20 protein-coding genes and 1 pseudogene are annotated in these 23,141 nt (G+C 71.1%); 15 read left to right on the top strand and 6 right to left on the bottom strand.

The window, feature by feature from the left end; all coding sequences use genetic code 11:
• The first annotated feature begins 77 nt into the window (after positions 1 to 77).
• The 3 genes from HNR20_RS24970 to abc-f all read left to right on the top strand — a co-directional run bounded on the left by HNR20_RS24970 (position 78) and on the right by abc-f (position 2,606).
• A complete protein-coding gene (locus HNR20_RS24970) occupies positions 78 to 278 on the top strand; it encodes a hypothetical protein (protein WP_184189397.1) in 201 nt (66 codons plus the stop codon).
• Entirely contained in the window at positions 275 to 679 is a 405-nt protein-coding gene (locus tag HNR20_RS24965; protein ID WP_184184405.1) for a type II toxin-antitoxin system VapC family toxin, read from the top strand. The genes HNR20_RS24970 and HNR20_RS24965 overlap by 4 nt, the downstream gene beginning before the upstream one ends.
• A 289-nt stretch (positions 680 to 968) precedes the next feature.
• Positions 969 to 2,606 (top strand): ribosomal protection-like ABC-F family protein, encoded by a 1,638-nt coding sequence (gene abc-f / locus HNR20_RS24960; RefSeq protein WP_184184402.1) that lies wholly within the window; start codon positions 969 to 971, stop codon positions 2,604 to 2,606.
• 56 nt (positions 2,607 to 2,662) lie between these two features.
• Here abc-f and dnaE read toward each other — a convergent pair whose 3' ends face one another.
• Positions 2,663 to 6,193 (bottom strand): DNA polymerase III subunit alpha, encoded by a 3,531-nt coding sequence (gene dnaE / locus HNR20_RS24955; protein ID WP_184184399.1) that lies wholly within the window; start codon positions 6,191 to 6,193, stop codon positions 2,663 to 2,665.
• A 147-nt stretch (positions 6,194 to 6,340) separates the two neighbouring features.
• Here dnaE and HNR20_RS24950 point away from each other — a divergent pair, with 147 nt between their 5' ends.
• The 3 genes from HNR20_RS24950 (at position 6,341) to HNR20_RS24940 (ending at position 8,177) form a co-directional block, all read left to right on the top strand.
• Positions 6,341 to 6,961, top strand: coding sequence for an L-threonylcarbamoyladenylate synthase (locus HNR20_RS24950; RefSeq protein ID WP_184184396.1), 621 nt, complete (start codon positions 6,341 to 6,343; stop codon positions 6,959 to 6,961).
• A gap of 101 nt (positions 6,962 to 7,062) precedes the next feature.
• Positions 7,063 to 7,602 (top strand): RNA polymerase sigma factor, encoded by a 540-nt coding sequence (locus HNR20_RS24945; RefSeq protein WP_184184393.1) that lies wholly within the window; start codon positions 7,063 to 7,065, stop codon positions 7,600 to 7,602.
• The gene (locus HNR20_RS24940; protein ID WP_184184390.1) at positions 7,599 to 8,177 is read left to right on the top strand and encodes a hypothetical protein; all 579 of its coding nucleotides are present in this window, start codon (positions 7,599 to 7,601) and stop codon (positions 8,175 to 8,177) included. The genes HNR20_RS24945 and HNR20_RS24940 overlap by 4 nt, the downstream gene beginning before the upstream one ends.
• 5 nt (positions 8,178 to 8,182) lie before the next feature.
• Here the strand turns inward: HNR20_RS24940 and HNR20_RS32455 are convergent.
• Positions 8,183 to 9,385 (bottom strand): annotated as a pseudogene (locus HNR20_RS32455) (low temperature requirement protein A).
• Between the two features lie 61 nt (positions 9,386 to 9,446).
• Positions 9,447 to 10,841 carry a serine/threonine-protein kinase gene (locus HNR20_RS24925; protein ID WP_184184382.1) on the bottom strand — a complete coding sequence of 465 codons (1,395 nt, stop codon included), beginning with the start codon at positions 10,839 to 10,841 and terminating at the stop codon, positions 9,447 to 9,449.
• A 133-nt stretch (positions 10,842 to 10,974) separates the two neighbouring features.
• Between HNR20_RS24925 and HNR20_RS24920 the strand changes: the two genes are divergently transcribed.
• The 8 genes from HNR20_RS24920 to HNR20_RS24885 all read left to right on the top strand — a co-directional run bounded on the left by HNR20_RS24920 (position 10,975) and on the right by HNR20_RS24885 (position 19,089).
• Positions 10,975 to 11,580 (top strand): hypothetical protein, encoded by a 606-nt coding sequence (locus HNR20_RS24920; RefSeq protein ID WP_184184379.1) that lies wholly within the window; start codon positions 10,975 to 10,977, stop codon positions 11,578 to 11,580.
• A 129-nt stretch (positions 11,581 to 11,709) separates the two neighbouring features.
• A complete protein-coding gene (locus tag HNR20_RS24915) occupies positions 11,710 to 12,051 on the top strand; it encodes a PadR family transcriptional regulator (protein WP_110564981.1) in 342 nt (113 codons plus the stop codon).
• Complete coding sequence (locus HNR20_RS24910) at positions 12,048 to 12,995, top strand: permease prefix domain 1-containing protein (protein WP_184184376.1); 948 nt, start codon at positions 12,048 to 12,050, stop codon at positions 12,993 to 12,995. Before HNR20_RS24915 ends, HNR20_RS24910 begins: the two co-directional genes overlap by 4 nt.
• 113 nt (positions 12,996 to 13,108) lie before the next feature.
• Positions 13,109 to 14,386: a sensor histidine kinase gene (locus HNR20_RS24905; RefSeq protein ID WP_184184373.1), complete on the top strand. Its 1,278-nt coding sequence runs from the start codon at positions 13,109 to 13,111 to the stop codon at positions 14,384 to 14,386.
• Positions 14,383 to 15,081: a response regulator gene (locus HNR20_RS24900; protein ID WP_184184370.1), complete on the top strand. Its 699-nt coding sequence runs from the start codon at positions 14,383 to 14,385 to the stop codon at positions 15,079 to 15,081. The genes HNR20_RS24905 and HNR20_RS24900 overlap by 4 nt, the downstream gene beginning before the upstream one ends.
• Positions 15,082 to 15,162: 81 nt before the next feature.
• Positions 15,163 to 16,056, top strand: coding sequence for an ABC transporter ATP-binding protein (locus HNR20_RS24895; protein ID WP_184184367.1), 894 nt, complete (start codon positions 15,163 to 15,165; stop codon positions 16,054 to 16,056).
• Positions 16,053 to 17,114 carry an ABC transporter permease gene (locus HNR20_RS24890; protein ID WP_184184364.1) on the top strand — a complete coding sequence of 354 codons (1,062 nt, stop codon included), beginning with the start codon at positions 16,053 to 16,055 and terminating at the stop codon, positions 17,112 to 17,114. Before HNR20_RS24895 ends, HNR20_RS24890 begins: the two co-directional genes overlap by 4 nt.
• Before the next feature lie 175 nt (positions 17,115 to 17,289).
• Entirely contained in the window at positions 17,290 to 19,089 is a 1,800-nt protein-coding gene (locus HNR20_RS24885) for a carbohydrate binding domain-containing protein (protein ID WP_184184359.1), read from the top strand.
• Positions 19,090 to 19,157: 68 nt separating this feature from the next.
• On the opposite strand, the gene HNR20_RS24880 is transcribed toward HNR20_RS24885, so the two are convergent.
• Positions 19,158 to 20,261 (bottom strand): peptidoglycan-binding protein, encoded by a 1,104-nt coding sequence (locus HNR20_RS24880; protein ID WP_184184356.1) that lies wholly within the window; start codon positions 20,259 to 20,261, stop codon positions 19,158 to 19,160.
• Between the two features lie 165 nt (positions 20,262 to 20,426).
• On the opposite strand from HNR20_RS24880, the gene HNR20_RS24875 reads away from it, so the two are divergent.
• Positions 20,427 to 21,539, top strand: coding sequence for a helix-turn-helix domain-containing protein (locus tag HNR20_RS24875; protein ID WP_184184353.1), 1,113 nt, complete (start codon positions 20,427 to 20,429; stop codon positions 21,537 to 21,539).
• Between the two features lie 13 nt (positions 21,540 to 21,552).
• Here HNR20_RS24875 and HNR20_RS24870 read toward each other — a convergent pair whose 3' ends face one another.
• Positions 21,553 to 22,173 (bottom strand): ribonuclease FAU-1 family protein, encoded by a 621-nt coding sequence (locus HNR20_RS24870; RefSeq protein ID WP_184184350.1) that lies wholly within the window; start codon positions 22,171 to 22,173, stop codon positions 21,553 to 21,555.
• 171 nt (positions 22,174 to 22,344) lie between these two features.
• Complete coding sequence (locus HNR20_RS24865; RefSeq protein WP_184184347.1) at positions 22,345 to 23,097, bottom strand: YebC/PmpR family DNA-binding transcriptional regulator; 753 nt, start codon at positions 23,095 to 23,097, stop codon at positions 22,345 to 22,347.
• Positions 23,098 to 23,141: the final 44 nt, after the last annotated feature.

The following is a 23,141-nucleotide window of genomic DNA, read 5'->3' as shown; positions in this document are numbered from 1 at the left end:
ACATCGGCGGCGAGGTGCAGCCCGTCGATGTCGGAAGTGGGAGAATCGACGACGAACCGATACCCAGGAGGTGAGCCGTGGCGTCGAGCAACGCTGAGCGGATGCCCGAGTGGCCGACGGCTGAGCACGTGCCAGCCGAGGAGTTGGCCCGTCGTCAGGGCATTCGACCGATCGCCTCCGTGGACGACCTGGCCCGTCCGGACCTGTTCGAGTCGGACGACGAGTTGGACGCGTTCCTCGCCGACCTGTACAGCTCTCGACGGGCCGGTGCCGCGTGAGCCTTGTCGTCCTCGACACTGACGTAGCGTCAGCCATCCTCCGGGGGCGGTTACCTGAACGTCTCCGTGCCCGTCTGGTCGGTAAAACGCCCTGCATCACCTTCGTGACACTCGGGGAGCTGACAAAGTGGACGGCACTGCGCAGTTGGGGGCCGCGCAAGCTCGCTGACCTCGCGCAGTGGCGGTCCGGGATCGTGCTGCTTCCCTTCGACGAGGCGGTGGCGGTGACCTGGGGGCATCTCCAGGCGAGGGCTCAGCACCGAGGGCGGCCTCGGCCGACCAATGACTCCTGGATCGCGGCGTGCTGCCTTGTCGATCGGTTACCGCTAGCGACGTTCAACGTCAAGGATTACGCCGACTTTGCCGAGTACGACGGGCTACGCCTCTTCGACGTTTCTTAGGTGGGCGCGGGCCGAGAACGGTGGTCCGGGCTCGTAGAGCGGCGGTAACTGGCCGGTAACCCAATGGCGGGGTGAAGATCCGTTGTTAGACTGGCCGGGTTGGGTTAGCGGTACGACCAGGGAGACCAGACATGGCGGGTGACGACGACATCTCCGGGTGATACCGGACGTGTTCGGCCACCGGTTCGGCGCGCGTCTGCGCAGCCGCCGTGGCCATGTCGTCGTTCCACCGGTCCCCGTTTCGTCGGGCGGCTTCGGCGCGCCCACCCCACCCATCGAGGTCACTCGCATGTCTGATGCGTTCATCGTCTGCTCGAACCTGTCTTTCTCCTGGCCGGACGACACCCCGGTCTTCTCGGAGCTGTCCTTCACCGTTCCCGGCGGTCGCACCGGCCTGGTCGCGCCCAACGGGGCGGGCAAGAGCACCCTGCTGCGGCTGATCGCCGGGGAGCTGCGGCCCAGCGACGGCAGCGTCACCGTCGACGGCCTGCTTGGCTACCTCCCGCAGACCCTGCCGCTGGCCGGCGACCTGACCGTGGCCGAGGTGCTCGACGTCGCCAAGCGGATCGCGGCGCTGCACGCCATCGAGTCCGGCGACGCCAGTGAGGAACACTTCGCCACGATCGGCGACGACTGGGACATCGAGGAGCGCACCCGCGCGGAACTGGACCGGCTCGGCCTGGGCGACCTGTCGCTCGACCGCCGGCTGCACACCCTCAGCGGTGGCCAGGTGGTGTCCCTCGGCCTGGCGGCGCAACTGATCCGGCGTCCGGACGTGCTGCTGCTCGACGAGCCGACCAACAACCTGGACCTGGAGGCCCGGCACAAGCTCTACGACGTCCTCACCGAGTGGTCCGGGTGTCTACTGCTGGTCAGCCACGACCGGGAGCTGCTCGACCGGATGGACCGCATCGCCGAGCTGGACCACGGCGAGATCCGCTGGTACGGGGGGAACTTCACCGCGTACACCGAGGCGGTGCAGGCGGCGCGGGAGGTGGCCGAGAGCAACCTGCGCAACGCCGAGCAGGACGTCAAGCGGGAGAAGCGGGAAATGCAGCAGGCCCGGGAACGGGCCGACCGGCGGGCCAGCAACGCCTCCAAGAACCTGAAGAACGCCGGGCTGCCGAAGATCTTCGCCGGCACCATGAAGCGCAACGCGCAGGAGTCCGCCGGAAAGTCTCACGAGACGCACTCCGCCCGACTCGGTCAGGCCAAGGCTCGGCTCGACGAGGCCGGCCGGGCGGTACGCGAGGACGACCGGATCGTCGTGGACCTGCCCGAGACCACCGTCCCCGGTGGTCGCACGGTCTTCTCCGGCCAGGGAATGCGAGCCCGCTTCGACGACCGGGAACTGTTCGGCGGCGACGGCGCCGACCTGGTGATCCGAGGGCCGGAACGGATCGCGCTCACCGGGGCGAACGGCGCCGGCAAGTCGACCCTGCTGCGTCTGGTCAACGGCGATCTCGACCCGGCCGGCGGCGAGATCCGGCGGGCCGACGCACGGATCGCGTACCTGTCGCAGCGGCTGGACCTGCTGGACCTCGATCGCACGGTGGCGGAGAACTTCGCCACGTACGCGCCGAGCCTGCCGGACGCGAAGCGGATGAACCTGCTCGCCCGGTTCCTGTTCCGGGGTGCCCGAATGAACCTGCCCGTCGGGGTGCTCTCCGGTGGCGAACGGCTGCGCGCCACCCTCGCCTGTGTGCTCTGCGCCGAGCCGGCGCCGCAACTGCTGCTGCTCGACGAGCCGACCAACAACCTGGACCTGGTCAGCGTTGCCCAGTTGGAGAGCGCACTGTCCGCGTACCAGGGTGCGTTCGTCGTGGTCAGCCACGACGAACGGTTCCTGGCCGAGATCGGCGTGCAGCGCTGGTTGCGGCTGGCCGACGGCCAGCTGCGGGAGATCGGGGCCCCCGACCGGGTCTGAGCCCGGTCGGAACGTCCGCGGCCCGGCCGGCGCACGCCGGCCGGGTCGCGGCCCGGTCAGCTCACGTTGGCCGGGCCGAGAACGCTCTTCAGGTCACCCATCAGCGCGGTGGTCGCCGCCACCCGGAACGGGCCCAGCCGCAGGGTGGTGGTGCGCCCGCCGTTCTGCAGCTTGACGTGCACCTCGGTGTCGCCGGGGTGCAGCACCAGGGTCTCCTTGAGTCGCTCCACCAGCGGTGGCGTGCACCGGTGCACCGGGATGGTGAGGGTCACCGGCTTGTTGGTGGCGCTGGTGCTGACGTCCGGCATGGACATGTCCATCGCCATGATCCGGGGTGTGTCGTCACGGCGGTCCACCCGGCCCTTGACCACCACGATGGCGTCCTCGGCGATGTACTGCCCGATCACCTCGTAGGTGTTGGGGAAGAACAGCGTCTCCACCCCACCGGCCAGGTCCTCCAGCGTGGCCGACGCCCAGGCCCGGCCCTGCTTGGTGACCCGGCGCTGCACCCCGGAGAGGATGCCGGCGAGAGTGACCACCGCCCCGTCGGGAACCCCGCCCTCCTCCGCGAGCGCGGCGATGGTGGTGTCGGCCGCCGCGTTGAGAATGTGTTCCAGGCCGAACAGCGGGTGGTCGGAGACGTAGAGGCCGAGCATCTCGCGTTCGAACGCCAGCTTGTCGCGCTTGTCCCACTCGCTGTCGCCGATGGTCGGCATCACCGTCGTGCTGCCGGTGTCGCCGTCGCCGAAGCCGGCGCCGAAGAGGTCGTACTGACCGACCGCCTCCTTGCGCTTGACGTCGGCGTACGCGTCGATCGCGTCGGCGTGCACCGCGAGCAGGCCCTTGCGTGGGTGCGCCATCGAGTCGAACGCGCCGGCCTTGATCAGCGATTCGATGGTCTTCTTGTTGCAGACCACCGCGTCCACCTTCGACAGGAAGTCGTAGAAGTCGGTGTAGTCGCTCTTCTCCTCGCGGCAGCGCATGATCGACGCGACCACGTTCGCGCCGACGTTGCGCACCGCGGCCAGACCGAAACGGATGTCCGAGCCGACCGGGGTGAACGGCCCGGCCGACGTGTTCACATCCGGTGGCAGCACCTGGATGCGCATCCGGCGACACTCGGCCAGGTAGAGCGCCATCTTGTCCTTGTCGTCTCCGACGGAGGTGAGCAGCCCAGCCATGTACTCGGCCGGGTAGTGCGCCTTGAGGTACGCGGTCCAGTAGGAGACCAGGCCGTACGCGGCGGAGTGCGCCTTGTTGAAGGCGTACCCGGCGAACGGCACCAGGACGTCCCACACCGCCTGGATCGCCTCGTCGGAGTAGCCGCGCTCGCGGCAGCCGTCCCGGAACGGGATGAACTCCTTGTCGAGGATCTCCTTCTTCTTCTTACCCATCGCCCGGCGCAGCAGGTCCGCCTGACCAAGGGTGTAGCCGGCGAGGATCTGCGCGGCGCGCTGCACCTGCTCCTGGTAGACGATCAGGCCGTGCGTGGGCGCCAGGATCTCCCGTAGCGGCTCCTCCAGCTCCGGGTGGATCGGCGTGATCTCCTGCAGGCCGTTCTTACGCAGCGCGTAGTTGGTGTGCGAGTCGACGCCCATCGGGCCGGGCCGGTACAGCGCCAGGACGGCGGAGATGTCCTCGAAGTTGTCCGGCTTCATCAACCGCAGCAACGACCGCATCGGCCCACCGTCGAGCTGGAACACGCCCAGGGTGTCACCGCGGGCCAGCAGCTCGTACGCGCCCGGGTCGTCCAGCGGCAGGGCCAGCAGGTCGAGCTTGAGGCCGTGGTTGAGCTCGATGTTCTTGACCGCGTCGTCGATGATCGTCAGGTTGCGCAGGCCGAGGAAGTCCATCTTCAACAGCCCGAGCGACTCGCAGGTCGGGTAGTCGAACTGCGTGATGATCGCCCCGTCGGCGTCGCGGCGCATCAACGGGATGTGCTCGATGATCGGCTCGGCGGACATGATGACGCCGGCGGCGTGCACACCGGTCTGTCGGATCAGCCCCTCGATGCCCTTGGCGGTGTCGATCACCTTGCGGACGTCCGGGTCGGAGTCGTACAGGCCGCGGATCTCGCCGGCCTCGGCGTAGCGGGGGTGCTTCGTGTCGAAGATGCCGGTGAGCGGGATGTCCTTGCCCATCACGGCCGGCGGCATCGCCTTGGTGATCCGGTCGCCGACCGCGTACGGGAAACCCAGCACCCGGGCCGAGTCCTTGATCGCGGCCTTCGCCTTGATCGTGCCGAAGGTGGCGATCTGGGCGACCTTGTCCTCGCCCCACTTGTCGGTGACGTACTTGATCACCTCACCGCGCCGACGCTCGTCGAAGTCGATGTCGACATCCGGCATCGACACGCGCTCGGGGTTGAGGAACCGCTCGAAGATCAGCCCATGCTGGATCGGGTCCAGGTCGGTGATGCCCAGTGCGTACGCGACGAGCGAGCCGGCGGCCGAACCACGACCCGGACCCACCGCGATGCCCTGGTTCTTCGCCCACTGGATGAAGTCGGCGACCACGAGGAAGTACGACGGGAAGCCCATCTGGTTGATGACGCCCAGCTCGTACTCCGCCTGGACGACGTGCCCCTCCGGGATGCCGTTCGGGTAGCGGCGGCCCAGACCGGCGAACGTCTCCTTGCGGAACCAGGACTCCTCGGTCTCCCCCTCGGGCACCGGGAAGCGCGGCATCAGGTTGTGGAACTCGAACATGCCGGTCGGGTCGACCTTCTCGGCGACCAGCAACGTGTTGCGGCAGCCCTCCTGCCACAGCTCCGACGAGTCCACCGCGCGCATCTGGTCGGCGCTCTTGATGAAGTAACCGCCACCCTCGAGGCGGAACCGGTTGGGGTCGTCAATGTTGCTGGCGGTCTGCACACAGAGCAGCACGTCGTGCGCGGTGGCCTGCTCCTCGACCGTGTAGTGCGAGTCGTTGGTGACCACCGGCGGGATGTTCAGCTTGCGGGCGATGTCGGTGAGCCCTTCACGGACCCGGGTCTCGATGGAGAGACCATGGTCCATGATCTCAACGAAGTAGTTGTCCTTGCCGAAGATGTCCTGGTACGTGGCGGCGACCTTGAGCGCCTCGTCGAACTGGCCCAACCGCAGCCGGGTCTGCACCGCGCCGGACGGGCAGCCGGTGGTGGCCATGATCCCCTCGGCGTACTCGGCGATCAGCTCCATGTCCATCCGGGGCCACTTGATGTAGTGCCCCTCCATGGACGCGCGCGAGTTGAGGGTGAACAGGTTCTTCAGGCCCTGCGCGTTCTTCGCCCACATCGTCTTGTGGGTGATCGCGCCGTTACCGGAGACGTCGTCGCTCTTCTGCTCCGGCCGACCCCACTTGACCCGCGCCTTGTGATAGCGCGACTCCGGCGCCACATACGCCTCGACGCCCAGGATCGGGGTGATCCCGGCAGCCATCGCCTGGTTGTAGAAGTCGTTCGCGCCGTGCATGTTGCCGTGGTCGGTGATCGCCACCGCGGACATACCGAGCCGCTTGGCCTCGACGAACAGGTCCTTGAGGCGGGCCGCTCCGTCGAGCATCGAATACTCGGTGTGCACGTGCAGATGCGCGAACGAGTCGGCCATGCGTGGCGCCCCCCGGCGGTGTGGATCTTGATGGTCGGAGCCGACCGGGACCTACCCTACCGAGGTGATCTCGGTGGCTCCACCGTCCGCGCCGACGGTCGTGGCCCTCGTCTCCTCAACGCCTCCGGATGAGCCTAGGCTCGGGGCATGGCCAGGTACTACGACGTGCACCCGGAGAACCCACAGCCCCGGATCATCGGCCAGGTCGCCGACCTGATCCGCGGTGGCGGGCTGGTCGCCTACCCCACCGACTCCTGCTACGCGCTCGGCATCCAGCTGGGCAACCAGGACGGGCTGGACCGGATCCGCCAGATCCGCCAGCTCGACGATCGGCACCACTTCACCCTGGTCTGCCGCGACTTCGCGCAGCTCGGCCAGTTCGTCCAGATCAGCAACTCGGTCTTCCGCCTGGTGAAGGCGTCCACCCCGGGCAGCTACACCTTCATCCTGCCGGCCACCCGAGAGGTGCCGCGCCGGATGCTGCACCCCAAGAAGCGCACCGTCGGTGTCCGCGTACCCCGGCACACCGTCACCCAGGCGCTGCTGGCCGAGCTGGCCGAGCCGCTGGTGTCGAGCACCCTGGTCCTGCCCGGGGACGACGAGCCGATGACCCAGGGGTGGGAGATCAAGGAACGCCTCGACCACCAGCTCGACGCGGTGCTCGACGCCGGCGACTGTGGCAAGGAGCCGACGACCGTGATCGACCTGTCCGGGCCCGAGCCGGAGATCCTGCGCCGGGGCGCCGGGGACGTGTCCCGCTTCGAGTAGCGCGCCGGCCGGTTCCCGTCGGGTGCCGGACCGTACCGGGCCCTCGGGCGTCACCGGTCGTACGCTTGAGGATCGGCACCGGCGAGCATTGGACACCCGGCATGCCCGACGCGGACGACATCGATGCCCTGGCCCGGTCCGCCGCCCGCGGTGACCCGGCGGCACTGGACGCCCTGCTGCTCGCGGTACGCCCCGAGGTGCTGCGGCTGTGCGCGCGGTTCCTGCCCAGCCGGGAGGACGCCGAGGAGGCCTGCCAGGACACGTTGGTGGCCCTGGCCAGGGGTATCACCCGGTTCGAGGGACGCTCCTCGTTCCGCACCTGGCTGCACCGGCTGACCGCCAACCGGGCCCGCTCGACGTACCGCACGCTGCGCCGCCGCTGGCGGCTGGAGGCCGGCGGCGTACCGCTGCCCGAACAGGCCGACCCGCGGCGGACCAGCGTGGTCGCCGGCACCCGCCTCGACCTGCTCGACGCCTTCGATGCCGTCCGCCCCGACCTCGCCGAGGTGGTGGCCCTTCGCGACGTGCTCGGGCTGAGCTATCCCGAGATCGCCGCACTGCTCGACGTGCCGGTGGGCACGGTGAAGTCCCGGCTGCACCTGGCCCGACGGCAGGTCCGGCAACACCTCGGCGCCGAATGAGCCGCGCCGCGCAACGCCGCGCGCTCCGCTGGCTCCACGCCGGTGTGGTCGTTCTCGTGGCCGCCGTGGCGGTCGCCGCCTGCGGCGCGGACGCGGTCGCGCCGCTGCCCGTGCAACCGCCCGGTCCATCCGGACCGCCCGGTCCATCCCGACCGCCGGCAACCCCCTCCGCGACCCCCGCGCCCGCCGGGTCGCCGTCCCGACCGCCGCCGACCAGCGGACATCCGATCGCGGCACCGCCCGCACCCACCAGCGCCAGGGGTACGCCGCACCGACCGGCCCCCGCGCCGACCACGCCGACCGGGCCGACCACGAGTTGCCAGGGCGCCGTCCGCTACGACCTGCCGCTGGCCGAGACCGAGCTGGAGCTGCTGCGTTCCCTCTGCTTCGCCACCGGCGCGGTGCTGCGGATCCAGGGCATCGGCCCCGGCCTGGTCACCGTGGACCGCCCGGAGCTGGTGTCGCAGCAGTACGAGGCCGGGGTGGTGGACATCCGGTTCGTCCGCCCCGGCACCGTCGACGTCACGATCCCCCAGCAGGACCGGTCGCACACCATCACGGTGGTGGTTCGCTGACCCGGTCAGGAACTGGCCGGCACCGGGACGGGTCGTCGCCGCATCCGGAGGGACTCGCCGACCGCGACCCCCAGGAGCACCAGGCCGGCGGCCACACTCACCGCCAGACCGGACAGGTGCGCCGCGAACGGCGCCAGCGCGACCGTCGCGACCACACCGATGACGTGGGACATCGGCAACCGCTCGTAGACCTCGTGTTCGAGCACCGCCCGACCGCACAGGAAGAGCCCGGCGCCGCCCAGGATGAGCGCGGTCATGGTGGCGCCGGTCCGCTCTCCGGGTTGATCCATGATCCGTTCGATGCCGGCGGCCGTGGCGACCACGCCGACGATCATCAACCAGTGGGCGTACGGATTGGTCTGCACCAGCCGGGTCCGGTGCGGTGACGAGTCGATGGCAGCCCGCAGGGTCGCGCCCGCTCCTCGTGCGTAGCTCCACTAGAGCACCACGGCCGTCAGGAACGCGACGACGAAGGTGGCGAGCCGGCCCACGCTGAAGGACTGGTGCCCCAGGCTGAGAACACTGATCAGGACGAGTTCACCCACGGCGAGGATGTAGATCTGCTGGTACCGCTCGGCGAGATGCTCGGGCGTCACCTGGTACTGCGGCAGGGGCGGCCGGCCGGGGATCGGGAAGCGGAACCCGTAGGCGGTGTAGTCCAGGGCCAGCGCGGCCAGCCACACGGCGAGTCGCCACTCCGGGTCGGGCACCAGGCCACCGACCACCCAGAGGCTCCCCGAGCCGAGATTCCACACGAGGGCGCGCACCGAGCGTTCCTGCTCCTGCCGACCGCGCAGGGACCAGATGAGCACCAGCCCTCGACCCACGATGATCACGGCCCAGGTCCCACCGAAGATCAACCCGTGGTCACCGAACGCACCCGGCAGCGCGGCGGCCATCAGCATGACGCCGAACATGGCGGCCAGGATCACGAACGGGATCGGTTGCTTCCGCGGACTGTAGCTGTCGGTGACCAGCGTCGTGGTCACCCACACCGCCCAGAGCGTCGACAGGGCGAGCAGCGCCTGGACGAAGCTGGTCCAGGTCAGCTCGGTCGCCATCTTCTGCGACGTCATGGCCAGCCCCGCGACGAAGGACAGGTCGAAGAAGAGTTCCAGCAGGTCCGTCCGCTGCGACCCGCCCGGCCCGCGGGTCGGCGGTGGACGTGTGCCGGCCGTCCCCGACCTCCGCCTGCCCTTTGCCGCCACGATGACAGCTTCACACCCGATGGTCCGCCCCCGGGGACGTTCGCCCGCGACGCGACGGCCGTCACCGCACCCGCACGCCGGCGAGCAGCGTGTCCACGAAGTCGGGCCCACTGTCGACCGGTGGCACGATCTGCACATACAGAAGAGCGCCGCGGCCGGGGTGCCGCCCGGCCGACTCAACGATCCGCGGCCGGCCCCGGTCACAGCGGTACGCCACCACGGTCCACTCGACGCCCGCCTGCCGGATGGTGCGGGCCGGCGCGGACGTGCAGTCGCCGTGCGTGCGCTCGGCCAGGAACCCGGCGGGCGTGGTGCGCGCCGCCGCCGTGGCGGAGAAGCCGACGAACGCGCCGGGCACCCGGGGGTCGGCGGCCCAGCGGCGGGGCTGCGGCGACATCACCAGCGCCGGTTCCGCTTCGCCGTCGACGCCGTACTGACCGGCCCACGTCGTACCGGCGGCCGACCAGCCGTCCGGCAACGTCACGGTGAGCGGCCCGGCGGTGTACGTGCCACCGCCGGGTCGTCCGGACCCGGTGCCGCCCGGCTCGGCGCCCGCGCCACCCAGCACGACGACGGCCACGACGGCCGCTCCGGCCCGCGGCAACCGGCACCGGCGACGAGCCGGCGGCCGGGGCGACGGCGGCGGCCGTACGGGGTTGACGGCACGTTCCAGCGCGGCGTGCAGCGCGGCCGCGTCCGGATACCGGTCGGCCGGACGATGAGCGGTCGCCCGGATGAGCACCGCCGCCACCCGCACCGGCACGCCGTCGCGTATTCGAAGAGGGCTGGCCGATCGGGGCGGGTCGGAAGCGACGCGCAGGGGATCCGCAGCGAGCAGACGGATCCCGAGCCGACCGAGCCCGTACACGTCGGCGCGGGTGTCGATCACCGCGCCCGGGTCGTCCTGCTCCGGCGCCATGTAACCCGGGGTGCCGGCCCTGGCGGTGAGGCCGGAGGCGGCGGCGAGCGCCTTGGCCAGACCGAGGTCGGCGATCAACACCCGTTCGACGCCCGGACGCGCGCCGACGGAGTGGAACAGGATGTTGCCCGGGGTGAGATCGCGGTGCACGACGCCGTGCCGGTGCAGCACGGTCACGCCCGCGCAGACCTCGCCGAGCAGGCGCAGCGCCGCCGGGCCGGAGATCGGACCGGCGGCCAACCGGTCCCGCAGGCTCCCCCCGTCCGCCCAGGCCAGCACCGCGTACGGCCGGCCGTCGGGCAACTCACCGACGGCGTGCACCCGGACCAACCGATCGTGCTCCAGCCGCCGCAGCAGCCGGAACTCGTCCCGGAAGCGTTCCCGGACCCGCAGGTCGTGGCTCCAGTTCTCGGCCAGCACCTTGATTGCCACGTGCGCGTCGAGCACCGGGTCGTAGCCCAGCCAGACCGTCGCGAACGAACCGACGCCCAGCAGCCGTTCGATGGCGTAGGGCCCGATCCGCTGCGGAGCCGTCACGGCGTCACCCCCGGCCAGCGCCGTCGGTTGGGATCCCTCTGCACAGTAGACCGACCCGGTCGGAAATCCGACGAACCGTTGGCCCGGGCGCGGTGACTAACAGGGCAGAGACCCGTCACCGAAGGAGCGCACCATGAACCGTCGATCGATCCTCCTCACCACCGCCGCGCTGGCGCTCAGCACGCTCGTTCCGCTGACCACCGCCGGGCCCGCCTCGGCGGCTTCTCCCACCGGCGGCTCCACGCCCGCCACGGCGGGTGCCTCGCTCGCCACCGCCACCCTCGTCGGGCACAGCCACCCGCAGGTGCTCAGCGTTCACGGCGCCAGGGCGTACCGGATCGGCGTCAGCCTGGCGGCGCTCACCGCGGCCGGGCGCCTCGACTGGACGGCGCCGGGCTGCGGCGGGGTGGTGCACGCCGGCGCGACCGGGTCCTGGGCCGGCGTGCTCATGCTGGCGTTCCGCGACGGTCGGCTGGTGGCGGTGGGTACGGCCACCGCGCCGCCCCGCTCCCCCGCCGGAGCGATGGTCGGCATGTCCTTCGCCGAGTTGGAGGAGATCTACGGCCGGCGGGGTTCGCTGATCCGCAACGACGCGGGGGACGCCGAGGCGTACCTCGTGCGGGTCGGCTCGCGGGTGGAGCTGTTCACCGGACACCCGATCCGTCCCGGCGTGGGCTTCTTCGAGGTCGGGCCAGCCGTCTTCGTCGAGCGGAACTTCCGGCTGGGCTCGGCCTGCTGATCAGGGTCAGGCCTCGGGGCGTCCGGTCGGTACCGGACGCCCCGAATGCTGTCCGACGCACAGGGTCTGCGAGCAACACGATGATGTCGGGGTAGACAACACTGTGTGGCACACAGTATGGTGTGACACATGGTTAGCGAGGACGTTCTACGGACGCACCTACAGGAGTTGCGTCGAGGCACCGTCGTGGTAGCCAGCCTGGTCGCGCTGCGGCGGCCGGACTACGGCTACGCACTGCTGCAACGGCTCACCGACCACGGCTTCCCGGTGGACGCCAACACCCTCTACCCGCTGCTGCGCCGCCTGGAGGACCAGGGCCTGCTGACCAGCGAGTGGAACACCGAGGAGAGCCGGCCGCGCAAGTTCTACCGGACCAGCGACGAGGGCGAGTCGATGCTGAGCCGGCTTCTCGACGACCTCGCCGCCGTGCAGACCTCCATCACCGGGCTGATCCAAGGAGTGGACCGATGAACACCCTGACCAACCGCTACCTCGCCGCCACCCTGCGCTCAGTGCCCGCTCCGCGACGCGAGGAGATCGCCAGCGAGCTCCGCGCCTCGATCGAGGACATGATCGAGGACCGGACCGGCGGCGGCCAGGACGCCACCACCGCCGAGCGGGAGGTGCTCACCGAGCTGGGCAACCCCGACCTGCTGGCCGCCCAGTACGCCGACCGGCGGCTGCAGCTCATCGGCCCGACCTACTACCTGGTCTGGCTGCGCCTGCTGAAGCTGCTGCTCAGCTTCATCCCGGCGCTCGCCGGCACAGTGGTCGCCATCGTCACGGCCGCCGAGGGCAAGGGCTTCGGGGCCATCGGGACGGGCGTCGTCGTCGCCCTGCACGTGGCCGTGCACATCAGCTTCTGGCTCACCCTGGTCTTCGCCCTCATCGAGCGCTCCCAAACGACCGTGGAGCTGCCGGAGTGGAGCCTCGACCAGCTGCCCGACGCGCCGGTGCACCGGGGCATTCCCCTCGCCGACACCATCGCGTCGGTGGTCATGCTCGTGGTGACCATCGTGTACCTGCCCTTCCAGCACTACCAGTCCTGGGTGCACGACACCGACGGCGACAACCTCCCGATCCTCGACCCGGCGCTGTGGTCGTTCTGGCTGCCGGCGCTGATCGTGGTGCTGGTCGCCAGCGTGATCTTCGAGATCGTCAAGTACCGGATCGGGCGCTGGACCTGGACCCTGTTCGGCGTCAAGGCGCTGCTCAACGTGGCGTTCGCAGTGCCGCTGATGTGGTTGGCTCTCACCGACCGGCTGCTCAACCCGGCCCTGGCCGAGCGCCTGAGCTGGCTGGCAGAGGCGGACAACCGCAACGCCCTCGGTCTGGCCATCGCGCTGGGCGCCGCCGTGGTCATGGTCTGGGACCTGGTCGACACCGCGATCAAGACCCGACGCCAGACGGCGTGAGCGACACCCGACAGGGCGGCCCGGCGCGTACCCCGCGCCGGGCCGCCGCCCGTTGGCCGGCACCCGACCCGCCCGCCGGAAAGGCCTGGCCGGTCGCGTGGCATCGTTCTCGGATGACCGCGGCACAGCAGGGGGAATGGCACCGCCCGGGTCCAACGGCCGAGCAGCGCCGCAACGACCTGTGGCTCGGGTTGGGAATAACGGGGCTGGCGCTGGTGAGCCTCACCCTGGCTCGCAGCACCGGGGCGTTCCTGCTGGGTCCACCGCCGTCCGGCCCGGAGCAACTGTTGTGGACCGTCGCGGTGACCCTGCCGTTGATCTGGCGGCGGCGCTGGCCGGCCGCCACCCTGCTGATCATCTCGGTGGTGTTCATCGCCGCGCAGGCACGATCGGCGCCGGAGACCCAGTTCTCCTCCTGGGCCCTGTTCTGCGCCCTCTACACCGTCGGCGCCTGGGGGCAGGACCACCAGTTGGCCCGTCGGCTGCGCATCGGCGTGATCGCCACGATGTTCGCCTGGCTGGGGGTCTACTACGCGGTGACGATCGACCACATCCCGCCCGGTGCCTTCGCCGACGCGGTCGGGCCGGTGCCACCGGTGCTCGCCGCGATGGTCAGCGGCGTACTGGTCAATGTTCTGGTCTTCGGTTTCGCGTACTTCTTCGGCGAGACCGCCTGGGTGTCCGCGCGGCGTGAGCACGAGCTGCAAGCCCAGGCCGAGTACCTGCGCGGGTCGCAGGCCGAGTCCCGGGAACGTGCGGTGCTCGGCGAACGGGTCCGGATCGCCCGGGAGTTGCACGACGTGGTCGCCCACCACGTGTCGGTGATGGGGGTGCAGGCGTCCGCCTGCCGCCGGGTGTTCGACCGCGACCCGGGCAAGGCCCGCACCGCGCTCGCCGCCATCGAGCAGAGCGCCCGCACCGCCGTGGACGAGCTACGTCGGATGCTGGGCGTGCTGCGGACCTCCGGCGACGCCCTCGCCGAACCGCCGGTCGCCGGCGGCGTCGAACGCATCGGTGAGCTGGTCGAGCGGGCGCGGGCCGCGGGCCTGACGGCCACCCTCGGGGTGTACGGGGACTCGGTCCCGCTGCCCGAATCGGTCTCGCAGGCGGCCTACCGGGTGACGCAGGAGGCGGTGACCAACACCCTGAAGCACGCCGGGGCGGACATGCTGGACGTGCGGGTTCGGTACCTGGCTCGGGAGGTGGAGGTCGACGTGACCGACGACGGACGGGCCGGTGGCACGGCCAACGCCGTCGGGCTGGGACTGATCGGGATGCGCGAACGGGTCACCGCGCACGACGGCGACCTGGAGACCGGGCCGCGCGCCGGCGGCGGGTGGCGGGTACGCGCCCGCTTCCCCCTGCCGGTTAGCGCGGGGCGATCCGCGTGAACGCCACACCGGGAGCGCCGATCCGGGTGCTGCTCGCCGACGACCAGCACCTCGTCCGCACCGGATTCCGGGTCATCCTCGAGGTGGAGGACGACATCGAGGTGGTCGGCGAGGCCGCCGACGGCGAACGTGCCGTCACCATGACCCGCGCCACCCGCCCCGACGTCGTACTCATGGATGTGGAGATGCCCGGGATGGACGGCCTGGAGGCCACCCGGCAGATCACCGCCGACGGGCCGGGCACGCCCGCGGTGCTGATCCTCACGACCTTCGACCGCGACGACTACCTGTTCGCCGCGCTGCGGGCCGGGGCCAGCGGCTTCCTGCTCAAGAACGGCACCCCGGAGGAACTGATCGAGGCGATCCGGGTGCTGGCCAGGGGCGACGGTCTACTGGCCCCGGAGATCACCCGCCGAGTGATCTCCACGTTCGCCCGCCCCGGCGACCCGTCGGGCACCGCCCACCGGGGGCCGGAGGCCGATGCCGCGCTGGGTGAGCTGACCGCGCGGGAACGAGAGGTGCTGATGCTGCTCGCCTCCGGCTCCAGCAACGCGGAGATCGCCGCGACCATCCACCTGGGCGAGGCGACGGTGAAGACGCACGTGAGCCGGGTGCTGGCCAAACTCGGCCTGCGCGACCGGGTGCAGGCGGTGGTGTTCGCGTACGAGAACGGAGTGGTCCGACCCGGCGGGTGACCGGCATCCGTCGCGAGGCGGACCCGCCCGCTCAACCGCCCGGCGGACGGCGGACGGCCGTATTTGATCTAGCGTGGGTGCGTGACCAGAACGCTTCGCCTCGACGGCGTCGACCGCAGCTTCGGCGACCGGCAGGTACTCAAGAACGTTTCCTTCGAGGTGGCCGCCGGCCGGATGACCGGCTTCGTGGGCGCCAACGGCGCCGGCAAGACCACCACCATGCGGATCATCCTGGGTGTGCTCGCCCCGGACGCCGGCGAGGTGAGCTGGGGTGGCACGAAGCTGACCCGGCAGGACCGCCGACGCTTCGGATACATGCCGGAGGAGCGGGGCCTCTACCCCAAGATGACCACCCGGGAACAGGTGACCTACCTGGGCCGACTGCACGGGCTGGACGCCCCCGCGGCCCGGCGTGCCACCGACACGTTGCTGGAACGGGTGGGGCTCGGCGAACGCGGCGACGACCTGCTGGAGACGCTGTCGTTGGGCAACCAGCAGCGCGCCCAGATCGCGGCCGCGCTGGTGCACGACCCCGAGGTGCTGGTGCTCGACGAGCCGTTCTCCGGCCTCGACCCGCTGGCCGTCGACACCGTCGTCACCGTGCTGCGGGAGCGGGCCTCGGCCGGAGCGCCGGTGCTCTTCTCCAGCCACCAGCTCGACGTCGTGGAGCGGCTCTGCGACGACCTGGTCATCATCGCCGACGGTGTGATCCGGGCGGCCGGCAGCCGGCAGGACCTGCGCGACTCGTACACCGTGCCCCGCTACGAGCTGGTGGTGGCGAGCGACGCCGGCTGGGTGCGCGACCAGCCCGGGGTCAGCGTGGTCGAGCTGGACGGCGCGCGAGTGGTCTTCGACCTGCCGGCCGGCGCCGACGAACAGCCCCTGCTGCAGGCAGCCCTCGCCCGTGGCCCGGTCCGCGTCTTCCGCCCGGTCAGCCCCTCGCTCACCGAGATCTTCCGAGAGGTCACCCAGTGAACATCACCCAGGCCACCCGGCTGGTCGCCGAACGCGAGATCCGGGTCAAGATCCGCGACCGTACCTTCCTGTTCGGCACGCTCTTCTTCCTGCTCATCGCTGCGGCGGGCACCATCCTGCCGCCGCTGCTCTCCGGCGGCCCGTCCACGGTGGCGGCGACCGAGAGCGTGGCCGCTCCGCTGCGCGCGGCCGGCCTGGAGGTCCGGGTGGTCGCCGACGACCGGGCCGCCGAGCAGGCCGTCCGCGACGACGACGTCGACGCCGCCGTGGTGTCCGGGCCGGCCGTCCTGGCCATGGAGGAGGCCCCCGACGACGTCGTGGCGGCGCTGAGCAGCCAGCCGACCGTACGCCTGCTCGACCCGGACGCGGTCGACCCGGTGGTGGCGTTCCTGGTGCCGTTCGTCTTCGCGTTCGTCTTCTTCATCACCTCGCAGACGTTCGGTGTGCAGATCGCGCAGAGCGTCATCGAGGAGAAGCAGACCCGGATCGTGGAGATCCTGGTCGCCGCCGTGCCGGTCCGAGCGCTGTTGGCCGGCAAGGTGGTGGCCGGCGGCATCCTGGCGTTCGCACAGATCGCGCTCATCGCGTTGGTGGCGGTGGTCGGCATGCAGATCGGCGACAGTGGCGGTCTGCTCACCCTGCTCGCCCCGGCGATCGGCTGGTTCGTGCCGTTCTTCCTGCTCGGTTTCGTGCTGCTCGCCGCGATGTGGGCGGCGGCCGGCGCCCTGGCCAACCGGCAGGAGGACATCGCCGCGGTATCGACGCCGGTACAGCTCGCCGTCATGCTGCCGTTCTTCGCGGTGATCTTCCTGAACGACAACGACACCGCGATGCGGGTGCTGTCCTACCTGCCGTTCTCGTCGCCCACAGCCATGCCGCTGCGGCTGTTCACCGGTGACGCGGCCGGCTGGGAGCCGTTCGTCTCGCTGGTCATCCTGCTGCTCGCCGCCGGTGCGTTCCTGGTCGCCGGGTCGCGGGTGTACGAGGGGTCGCTGCTGCGCACCAACGGCCGGACCTCCCTGCGGACCGCCTGGCGGGAGCGGGAGACGATCGGCTGAACCCTGGTTCCCCCACGCGGGCGTCGGAGTCCTGATCGGACTCCGGCGCCCGCTGCCGTACGGCACCGGTCCGAACGCTGTTCGGCGGCTGCGAACAGGGCGAACGCTCCTACGGTGAGCCGATCCTCACGGCAACGACCTGGTCGTCGCCGGTCCCGGACCGGAAAGGCTCTCGATGACCCCAACGATCGACGCCCGGCACGGGCGGCACGTCCGTCGCCTGGTCGGCGGGGTGCTCGCGATCGTTCTCACCAGCACCCTCGCGTCCGCCATCGGGCCCGTGCCCGTCGCCGCCGCCCCGGGCGACCTCATCGTCAACGGCACGTTCGACGACGGCAGCACCCAGCCCTGGTGGACCCGGCTCGCCTCGACCAGCACGACGGTCAACGCCGGGCAACTGCGCGTACGTACCAGCGCGACGGTCGGCAAGCCCGTCTGGGAGGACCTGGTCGGCCGCTTCGAGTTCGGGTTGACCGCCGCGCAGCCGTACCGGCTGCAGTTCGACGCCTCCGCCGACGTCGGCCGCCCCCTCCGCGCCACGGTCTCGCGGGCGGACACGCCCTTCACCTCCGCCGTCGACCAGACCGTCACGCTGACGTCCACGATGCGCCGGTTCACCTTCGACTTCACGTCACCGTTCGGCGACCCGCAGGCGGTGCTCCTGTTCCACCTCGGCGCGCACGCCACCTCGACGGTCCGGCTGGACAACATCTTCCTCACCCCGCTGGCCGTCGACCCCGCCACCGACCCGATCCTCTACTGGAACGGTGTCCTGCTGGCCACGTACAAGGCGCTGGACCTGCCACCCACCTCCTCCTCCCGAGAGGCGGCCATCCTGCACGCGGCGATGCACGACGCCGCCGTCTCGGTCACCGGTGTCGGCAACCCCTACCGGGTACGGGTGCCGGTCAGCTACCCGGGCACCCCGGAGAATGTCGTGGCGCCGTCGCTGCACGCGGCCATCGACCGGGCCGCGTACGACGTGCTGACCGCCCTCTACGGCGGCCAGGGCCAGTCCTACTCCCAGGCCCTCGCCGGCGCTGTCGCCCTGCGGCCATCCGGGGTGAACGCCGCCGAGGTCGCGCGGGGCGACACCGTCGGCGTGGCGGCCGCCGCCGCCAACCTGCAGGCCCGAGCCAACGATGGCGCCGGCAACGACACGGCATACCAGCTGGACGGCGTGCCCGGGTCGTGGCGGCCGACCAACGGACAGGCAGCGGTCAGCCCGAACTGGGGGTCGGTCACCCCGTTCACGCTCACCTCGGGCCGGCAGTTCCGGCCCGGCCCACCGGCCGGCGCCACCGGACACGCCGACCTGCTCGGTAAGCAGGAATACCGCACCCAGGTCCAGGAGATCCGCGACTACGGGGGCCGGACGTCATCGCTGCGGACCCCCGACCAGACGCAGATCGCGTTCTTCTGGGCCAACGACCTGGCGGGGACGTACAAGCCGCCGGGCCAGCTCTTCACGCACACCCGGATCGTGGCCGAGCACCGCAGGCTCGGCATCCTGGCCAACGCCCGACTCTTCGGGCTGGTCGCCCTCGCGCTCGCCGACGCCGCCATCGCCGCCTGGGACGCCAGGTACCAGACCCCCATCGACCTGTGGCGGCCGGTGACCGCCATCGAGGCGACCGATGGCCCCGGTTGGCAGCCGCTGTCGCAGACCCGCGACGGCGTGGCGTACACGCCGGCCTCCCCGGCGTACATCTCCGGGCACGCCACCTTCGCGGGGGCCTGGGCGGCGGTGCTGCAGAGGTTCTTCGGCACCGATGCGATCGCCTTCGACGCCACGACAGACGACCCGCACGCCGAGGGCGTGGTCCGGCACATGACCGGCTTCGGCCACGCCGCCGAGGAGAACGCGATGAGCCGGATCTACCTCGGCGTGCACTACCGGTTCGACGCGGACGCCGGGCTCGCCACCGGCCGTTCCGTGGGCGCGTACGTCTACGCCAACCGGCTGCGTCCCTGAGTCGCAGCCGGTGTAACGGGGGGATGCTCCCCGTCCGGTCCACGGACCGGACGGGGAGCATCACGTTGTCACCGCGACGAGACGCACTGCCAGTGGTCGAAGCCACCGGTACGCGACCAGACGTCCCGCGCCGCCCGGATGTTCCAACCCGGGTCCAGCGCGGTCGGGCGGTCGACACCGAGCCGGGACAACTCCATGTCGCTGAACTGGAACAACCCCCAGCGCCGGGCACCGTCCGCAACGACCTCCACCCGGTACGGGTCCAACCCGGACAGGCACCGCGCCACCTGCACCGCCCCCGTCGGATCCTCCGGGAAGACCCCCCGCAGGTACGTGCCGATCCGCTCCTCCGGCCAGGTGGCCGGCACCCTCGTGTCCGACAACTCGTCGAGCACCCGCCCGTCCACGATGCCGCTGACCGGCAGGCCGTCCAGCGCCTGGAAGGCCATCACCCGGCCGGTGGTGTCCGAGCCGAACCAGCCGTCCACCGGCACGTCCAGTCCGCCGGCCACCAGCCGCTCCTGGAGGTCCAGCACGCAGGGGCCGGACATGCCCTGCTGCAGCACCGCCGGGCAACCGTCGGTCGGCGAACCATCCGCCGTGTCGGTGCCGCCGGGTCGTAGCGCCCCGGACGCCCCGACCGTCAGCACACCGAGCACCGCGAGCACCGCCAGCCGACGCCAGCGCCGGGCCGGCCCGAGCGCCTCGGGTCGCGACGGCACCGACGAGGCTGGGCCGCCGATCGTGGACGGGTCGACGGCGGTCGGCGTCGGTTGGCTCTCCCGTCGTTCCCGCTCGCTGGCACGGGCCTCAAGGTCACGCCGCATCTCCACCCACCGCTCGACCTCGGCCGCCGAGGCCCCGCAGGCCGCCAGCAGCGCCAGGACAGTGCGTTCCCGAGGCAGGGTGGTCCGCCCCAGCATCGTGGCGAGAGTGCTCGGCGGCAGCCAGTGTCCGGCCGCCGAGGCCCGCCGGGAGATCTCCCGATAGGTCAGGCCGGAGCAGCGCCGAACGTCCCGCAGCAACGCGACGTACTCCCCCGCCGTGGCCGCCTGCGGCACCGGATCCCGGGCAGCGTCATCCATCGAATCCCCCGTGTCGTCGATGTCGTCGGGCCCGGACCGGTGCCGGTCGGCGCCCGCTGGCCGTACGCCGTTCGGCGGCGCCGCCATCGAGAAACGACGCTAGATAAACCCACCGGCGGGGACAACGCCCTGGTCACCGCTGGGCGCTGTCCGCGCAGCTCAGGGGCGCGTGTCCGGGTTTTGTCCGACCACCTCGGACAGTCGCTGGGCCCCCAACTTGCCCGGGCCCCGGGAGGTCTGGACAATCGGGCGATGACCATGGGTGAGCCACGGCCGGACGACGCGGCCGACCCGGCGGAGTTCGTCGACCTGTTGCGCCGACTCAAGGACCGGTCCCGGCTCACATACCGCCAGCTGGAGCAACGCGCCGCGTCGGCCGGTGACGTGCTGGCCCGCAGCACCGCCGCCGACATCCTGCGTCGGTCCACTCTGCCGCGACCTGAGGTGGTGGCGGCATTCGTCCGAGCCTGCGGCGCCGAGGACCAGGTCGAGGCGTGGTTGCAGGCGCGGCACCGCCTCGCGGCGGGCGCGTACGCGGTGACGTCGCCCGCCGACCAGCCGGGCGACGGCACCACCTCAGATCGCCCACCGGGCGACGGCACCACCTCAGCTCGCCCACCGGGCGACGGCACCACCTCAGCTCGCCTCCCGGGCGACGGCACCGCGGCGGGCGTCGCCCCGGCGGCGAGGCCCTTGAGCGTGACGCGACCGCGGTGGTTCGCGCGACCCGCGCCGCTGGCGCTGCTCGCCGTCGGTGCCCTGCTGGCTGCGCTCGCGGTGATCTGGATTCAGCGACCCGACGACGAGCCGCGAACGCCAACCCAGCTCTCCGAACCGAACAGTTCGGCGAGCGGCAGCCCCTCAGCCACGCCGGCCGGCAGCGCCAGCCCGTCGACCGCGCCGGGCGCGGGCCGCAGCCAGATCCGCCCCGCCCGCAACCCCCAGCTCTGCCTCACCGAGGGGCGGGACCGCACCGGCCAGTACCCGGCGGAGATAGCGGTCCAGCGGCCCTGCGCGGAGGCGACCCCACCCGACACCTACCTGGAACTGGTGACCGGCGGTCTGTACTACATCAAGTGGAACCATCCGGCGCACGGTCCGGGCTGCCTCACCATCCGCGACGCCGACCCCGGCCGGGACCTGCTCGAACCATGGCAGGACTGCCGCCCGGACAGGTGGATTCAGCTGTTCCGCTTCGAGCCGACCGGATCGACGCCGAGCGCGTTCCGCATCCGGCCGGCCCACACCGACCTGTGCGTCGGTCTCCGCGACGACGACACCGAGATCTCGGCCGAAGCGCTGGTCGAGCCGTGCACCACCAAGGAGGACCAGGTGTTCCTGGTCGACACGCTGCCGGAGGATTGACCGCCAGCGCGGGTCAGCGGGCCGGCGGCACCTGCTCCCAGCCGGCGGGCAGTGGGGGCGCCGACCAGGTCGGGTCGGGCTGCCACTTCGCCCACGCCGGGTCCCACCAGCGCTCGCCCGCGTCGAGCAGCGCGGCGATCCGGTCACCCTCGGCCTGGATCGCGTCTCCCATCCCCGGGTAACGCCCCTCGACGAGGCGCTGGGCGAACATCTCCACGTCCTTCCAGACGTACCGGTCGGCGTCCGCCGCCCACCACAGGTCCAGCTCGTGGTCCAGGGTGTCCACCCCGATCGGCGTACGTCGCACCGGGTCCTGGAGGTTGAAGTACCACCCGACGAAGTCACGGTCCGGGCCGGTCCAGAACACGTCGACCGAGTGCGCCTCGCCGGGACGTTGCAGCATCAGCTTGCCGTGCCCCCACCAGGAGCGGTGCCCGGCGGTCTCCCACGGGTGCCGCCCACAGGGAAAGACGCCGCTCTGCGGAAAACCGAACTCGGCTCCGGTCGGGAGGTAGAGGGCGAGCAGGTCGGGCGAGTCCTCGACGCAGATCGTCGGGCAGCCGAACCACACCTCGCCACGCAGAACCTCACGCCGAACGACCACGTCGCCCGGCGAAAACCGGTGTGCCGTCACTCCCGAACCTCCTCGTTGGCCGCCGAGGAAGCCTACGGGCTCGCGAGTGCCGGGCCGCTCCAACGGTCGCTTGATCAACTCCGTTTCGCCGATACTGCGGTAACCCGGTGCTTCGGATACCCCCACATCGGCGGAACGGAGTCGATCATCGCGCAAGCCGAGCGGAGACGATCAGGCGTCCACTGCCGCCATGACGTCGTCGGAGATGTCGAAGTTGGCGTAGACGTTCTGCACGTCGTCGCAGTCTTCCAGGACGTCGATCAGCTTGAAGATCTTGCGGGCGCCCTCTTCGTCCAGCGGGATGTTCATGCTGGGGATGAGCGAGGACTCGGCCGACTCGTACTCGATGCCGGCGTCCTGCAGCGCGGTCCGCACCGGGATCAGGTCGGTCGGCTCGGAGACCACCTCGTACGCCTCACCGAGGTCGTTGACCTCCTCGGCGCCGGCGTCGAGGACGGCCAGCATCACGTCGTCCTCGCTGGTGCCCTCCTTGGGCACGATCACCACGCCCTTGCGGGAGAACATGTACGACACCGAGCCGGCGTCGGCGAGCGAGCCGCCGTTGCGGGTCAGCGCGGTGCGCACCTCGGTCGCCGCCCGGTTGCGGTTGTCGGTGAGGCACTCGATGAGCATGGCCACGCCGTTCGGGCCGTACCCCTCATACATGATCGTCTGCCAGTCGGCGCCGCCCGCTTCGAGGCCGGAGCCGCGCTTGACGGCACGGTCGATGTTGTCGTTCGGCACCGAGCTCTTCTTCGCCTTCTGGATGGCGTCGAAGAGCGTCGGGTTGCCGGAGGGATCGCCGCCGCCGGTTCGTGCGGCCACCTCGACATTCTTGATCAGCTTGGCGAACATCTTGCCGCGCTTGGCGTCGATGACGGCCTTCTTGTGCTTGGTCGTCGCCCACTTTGAGTGGCCGGACATCTTCTACCTCCGTTGCTACCCGCCGTCTGCATCGACCGCACCGC

Origin of the sequence: Micromonospora parathelypteridis (genome assembly GCF_014201145.1) — a bacterium.
Taxonomy (GTDB): domain Bacteria; phylum Actinomycetota; class Actinomycetes; order Mycobacteriales; family Micromonosporaceae; genus Micromonospora; species Micromonospora parathelypteridis.
Note: the sequence above shows the minus strand (reverse complement) of the source record. Positions and strands in the feature narration are given on the sequence as shown.

Coding starts and splice junctions, on each gene's coding strand:
- HNR20_RS24920 (WP_184184379.1), top strand. CDS start 10,975: ATGAACCGTCGATCGATCCTCCTCACCACCGCCGCGCTGGCGCTCAGC.
- HNR20_RS24885 (WP_184184359.1), top strand. CDS start 17,290: ATGACCCCAACGATCGACGCCCGGCACGGGCGGCACGTCCGTCGCCTG.
- HNR20_RS24875 (WP_184184353.1), top strand. CDS start 20,427: ATGACCATGGGTGAGCCACGGCCGGACGACGCGGCCGACCCGGCGGAG.
- HNR20_RS24945 (WP_184184393.1), top strand. CDS start 7,063: ATGCCCGACGCGGACGACATCGATGCCCTGGCCCGGTCCGCCGCCCGC.
- HNR20_RS24915 (WP_110564981.1), top strand. CDS start 11,710: ATGGTTAGCGAGGACGTTCTACGGACGCACCTACAGGAGTTGCGTCGA.
- HNR20_RS24880 (WP_184184356.1), bottom strand. CDS start 20,261: ATGGCGGCGCCGCCGAACGGCGTACGGCCAGCGGGCGCCGACCGGCAC.
- HNR20_RS24910 (WP_184184376.1), top strand. CDS start 12,048: ATGAACACCCTGACCAACCGCTACCTCGCCGCCACCCTGCGCTCAGTG.
- abc-f (WP_184184402.1), top strand. CDS start 969: ATGTCTGATGCGTTCATCGTCTGCTCGAACCTGTCTTTCTCCTGGCCG.
- HNR20_RS24950 (WP_184184396.1), top strand. CDS start 6,341: ATGGCCAGGTACTACGACGTGCACCCGGAGAACCCACAGCCCCGGATC.
- HNR20_RS24905 (WP_184184373.1), top strand. CDS start 13,109: ATGACCGCGGCACAGCAGGGGGAATGGCACCGCCCGGGTCCAACGGCC.
- dnaE (WP_184184399.1), bottom strand. CDS start 6,193: ATGGCCGACTCGTTCGCGCATCTGCACGTGCACACCGAGTATTCGATG.
- HNR20_RS24940 (WP_184184390.1), top strand. CDS start 7,599: ATGAGCCGCGCCGCGCAACGCCGCGCGCTCCGCTGGCTCCACGCCGGT.
- HNR20_RS24865 (WP_184184347.1), bottom strand. CDS start 23,097: ATGTCCGGCCACTCAAAGTGGGCGACGACCAAGCACAAGAAGGCCGTC.